This is a genomic window from Pseudomonas sp. Sample_10 (genome assembly GCF_004321495.1).
Lineage (GTDB): Bacteria > Pseudomonadota > Gammaproteobacteria > Pseudomonadales > Pseudomonadaceae > Aquipseudomonas.
The window spans coordinates 1-3080 of the sequence record NZ_RCOE01000211.1 but is presented as its reverse complement, the minus strand read 5'-3'; the positions used below and the strand labels follow the sequence as shown (position 1 = coordinate 3080).

Annotated in this window: 5 protein-coding genes and 1 pseudogene; 3 read left to right on the top strand and 3 right to left on the bottom strand. The window is 58.7% G+C overall.

Annotated elements, in window-relative coordinates:
* Window positions 1–143, top strand: a pseudogene (locus tag D8U18_RS20705) (phosphoglycerate dehydrogenase); the annotation flags it as partial.
* A 45-nt stretch (window positions 144–188) separates the two neighbouring features.
* Here D8U18_RS20705 and D8U18_RS20700 read toward each other — a convergent pair.
* Entirely contained in the window at window positions 189–614 is a 426-nt protein-coding gene (locus tag D8U18_RS20700; RefSeq protein WP_056854036.1) for a DUF4399 domain-containing protein, read from the bottom strand.
* Window positions 615–749: 135 nt separating this feature from the next.
* Here D8U18_RS20700 and D8U18_RS20695 point away from each other — a divergent pair, with 135 nt between their 5' ends.
* On the top strand, window positions 750–1334 hold the full coding sequence (locus D8U18_RS20695) for a transporter substrate-binding domain-containing protein (protein WP_056854037.1): 585 nt from the start codon (window positions 750–752) through the stop codon (window positions 1332–1334).
* 58 nt (window positions 1335–1392) lie between these two features.
* On the opposite strand, the gene D8U18_RS20690 is transcribed toward D8U18_RS20695, so the two are convergent.
* Both D8U18_RS20690 and D8U18_RS20685 read right to left on the bottom strand, forming a co-directional pair.
* Window positions 1393–1881 carry a DUF523 domain-containing protein gene (locus D8U18_RS20690; RefSeq protein WP_130906070.1) on the bottom strand — a complete coding sequence of 163 codons (489 nt, stop codon included), beginning with the start codon at window positions 1879–1881 and terminating at the stop codon, window positions 1393–1395.
* A 2-nt stretch (window positions 1882–1883) separates the two neighbouring features.
* Window positions 1884–2516: a 2OG-Fe(II) oxygenase gene (locus D8U18_RS20685; RefSeq protein WP_131108316.1), complete on the bottom strand. Its 633-nt coding sequence runs from the start codon at window positions 2514–2516 to the stop codon at window positions 1884–1886.
* 108 nt (window positions 2517–2624) lie between these two features.
* Between D8U18_RS20685 and D8U18_RS20680 the strand changes: the two genes are divergently transcribed.
* On the top strand, window positions 2625–3080 hold a 456-nt coding region (locus D8U18_RS20680), incomplete at its 3' end, for a DUF2059 domain-containing protein (RefSeq protein WP_131108315.1).

Genomic DNA, 3080 nt, shown 5'->3' with positions numbered 1-3080 from the left:
GCATCAACATCTCCGGTCAGTTCCTGCAGACCAACGAGAAGGTTGGCTACGTGGTGATCGACGTCGACGCCGAGTACTCGGACCTGGCGCAAGAGAAGCTGCAACACGTCAACGGCACCATCCGTAGCCGCGTGTTGTTCTGATCGCGACGCGAGCGAAAAAAGGGAGCCCTTCGGGGCTCCCTTTTTTTATTTGACGTTGACGGTGATTTTTTCGGACACGATTGGCGGATCGAACGGCATGTGACCGCTGTCGCCCAGTTCGAGCTGCAAAGTGTGCTTGCCCGGTGTCAGTTTTATTTCGGCCTGAGTCTGTGCCTTGCCGAAGTGCAGATGATTGGCATCGTTCGGGATCGGCTGACCCGCCGCCGGCAGTTCATCGACATCGATCAGCAGGTGGTGGTGACCGGTATTCTTGGTGACGTCGCCTGCTGGCGCCAGCGCAATGTTCTCGACTGCGAACTTGACCACAACAGTCTGCGGAACCGTCGCACCGTCCTTGGGAGACACGATGGACACTTCGGCGCCTTTCGGTGCAGGCGTGGCAGCACTGGCCAGTACCGAAACGCCCATCAGCAAGCCAGCCAAAGCAGCACGTGACATAAAGGTTTTCATTCTCTTCTCCAGTTTTTCCGTAAAATCCGCGTGACCATGACAACTTCATGGTCAATCGTTGTCGAAGGCATTCGACAACCATAGCAAAGCGAGCCTGAATCAGAGGGTCGCTATAAAAAATTCAAAGGAGTGACCATGCGCTTTCTGCCTGGCCTGATCTGCCTGCTACCCCTTTTGAGCCCGTTGGCTCATGCCGAACTGATTGACGACGTGAATGACCGCGGCGAATTACGCATCGCCATTGAGGCGAATACACCTCCATTCAACTTCAAGGAAGACGACAAACTCGCGGGTTTCGAAGTCGAACTGGGCCAAATGCTCGCCCAGGAACTGGATGTTCGGGCCGATTTTGTCGTCACCGATGCCAGTGATCTGCTCAATGGCGTGGAAAGCGGCAAATACGACGTTGCCATCAATCACATTACACAGACCCCGGGGCTGAAGGATCGTTTCGACTTCAGCGAGCCTTATCTCAAGACCAATGCGCAATTGGTCGCCAAGAAAGAAGAGCCGCAATCAATCTTGCTGGTGCAGTCGCTGACGGAAGAGAAGCCCAAGGCGAACCCGGTGGTTGACCTGGCGATTCCATTTCAAAAGGGCAATCCGGCGTTCCATGCCAGCCTGGAAGGTGCGTTGCAACGGATCAAGACCGATGGCCGAATGGAAAAACTGGTGGAGAAATGGTTTGGGGCGGAATCGGGCGCAGCGCCAAAACCCTGAAGACGATCGGTATCCAATGTGGGCGGGCTTGCCCGCTCCCACAGGGGGTTTATGGTGACTATCGGTTTTGGTTTGCCAGCGCCTGGGCAGCTTGCGGCAACTCCAGCTCACTGAACACCAACACTCCATGACGCTTGAGCAACGCCGCCGTCACGCCTTCGCCACTGACTTTCACACCACTGAACGTGCCGTCATAGGTGAGCAGATTGCCGCATGACGGGCTGTTGGCCTTGAGCACGGCAATGCGGATGCCATGTTTTTGTACCAGCTCCAGCGCCTGCTTCGCCCCGGACAGAAACTGCGCGCTGACGTCCTCACCCTCGGTAGTGATCACCGCTGCAAGGCCTTCAAGTACGTCACTGCCCTGCCCGCCCGGGATTTCCGCAGCCGCCCGTGGTGTTGGCAATCCTCCGGCAACTTCCGGGCATAGTGGCACGACGCGCCCCTCGTCGAGCCAACGCTGAAGCTGATCGAATGGCCCGCTGGCGCCGCCGTCGTAGCGAACGCGATGCCCCAGCAGGCAGCGGCTTACCAAAATCTTCTGCATGATCAGAATGGCTCGTTGCCCCGGCGCCGGAACCAGCCGGTCAACGACAGGCGCTCCCGGGTCGCCGGCAGGACTTCATGGGGGACTTCACCTGACAGGAACACCACCAGGCATCCCCCGACCGGTACTACATCGTATTCCGCGCTTTCGTCCAGGTACATGCGCAACTGGCCACCATGCTCGGGCAGCCACGCGTCATTGAGATAGACCACCGCCGACACCATGCGCCGATCATCGTCGCGAAACCGGTCGAGATGCCGAAGGTAAAACGCCCCGGGCGGGTACATGGCGAAATGACTTTCGAAATCCTCCAACCCCAGGAACAAACCGCGATTCATTGCCTCGCGCAGACTGTCCATCAACCCCAGATATCTGTCGCACGCGTCGGCCTGGCCCGGCTCGATCCACTGAATGTGATCGCCGCGAATGCCCTCGCGGACCTCCGATAACGGCCCACGCCCTACCGCCGCCGGGGCCAGTTCACCCTCGGCAGCACGTTTACGGCACTCGGCCGCCAGTGCCCGGGTCAGATCCAGAGGCAGGAAAATATTCTGCTGAGACCAGCCGTTGGCAGCCAGGTCGTCGACGATACGTAACAGCAGCGGGTGATCAGAAGGTATTTGCATGGCGCGCATAGTATTCCTGCGCCTGAAAATCCGACAGAGCCGCGCAGCGGGTTGATACGAATTCTCGACAAGTCCTGATGCCACACGGAGAATAGTCGCCTGCCGACAGGAGTCCCTATGCGCCGTTTGCTTTTCTCACTGCTGATGTTCTGTGTATTGCCCGCCTGGGCAGACGGCCACGACCAGTTGTACAAGGTCGCCGGCTGGCCGGAACAACGCGCGCATTTCAACGATGCCCTTGCCGCCGCGCAAAAACGATACGAAAGCAGCCTGCCACCGGCGGTGTTCCAGGCACTGGTCAATAACAGTAATCAGCGGTTTTCCCCCAACGCCGTGGACCAGCGCGCGCAAGCGCAGCTGCGCAAGAACCTCGTCGATCCAAAACCGGCTTTGGCGTTCTTCCAGTCACCGCTGGGCAAGAAAATCGTCGCTGCCGAATTACTCGCCACCCGTCGCGACCAATTGGCAAAAAACGCCAAGGGTTTGCCGAAAATGCAGGCCAGCGACAGCCGCCTGCTGATTATCGGCCATCTGGCCCAGGCCCTGCCCGCCCGTGAAGCTGGCGCCGAGGTC

Excerpts from the sequence above, each read along its gene's own strand:
- D8U18_RS20695 (WP_056854037.1), top strand. The coding sequence starts at position 750 with ATGCGCTTTCTGCCTGGCCTGATCTGCCTGCTACCCCTTTTGAGCCCG.
- D8U18_RS20700 (WP_056854036.1), bottom strand. The coding sequence starts at position 614 with ATGAAAACCTTTATGTCACGTGCTGCTTTGGCTGGCTTGCTGATGGGC.
- D8U18_RS20685 (WP_131108316.1), bottom strand. The coding sequence starts at position 2,516 with ATGCGCGCCATGCAAATACCTTCTGATCACCCGCTGCTGTTACGTATC.
- D8U18_RS20690 (WP_130906070.1), bottom strand. The coding sequence starts at position 1,881 with ATGCAGAAGATTTTGGTAAGCCGCTGCCTGCTGGGGCATCGCGTTCGC.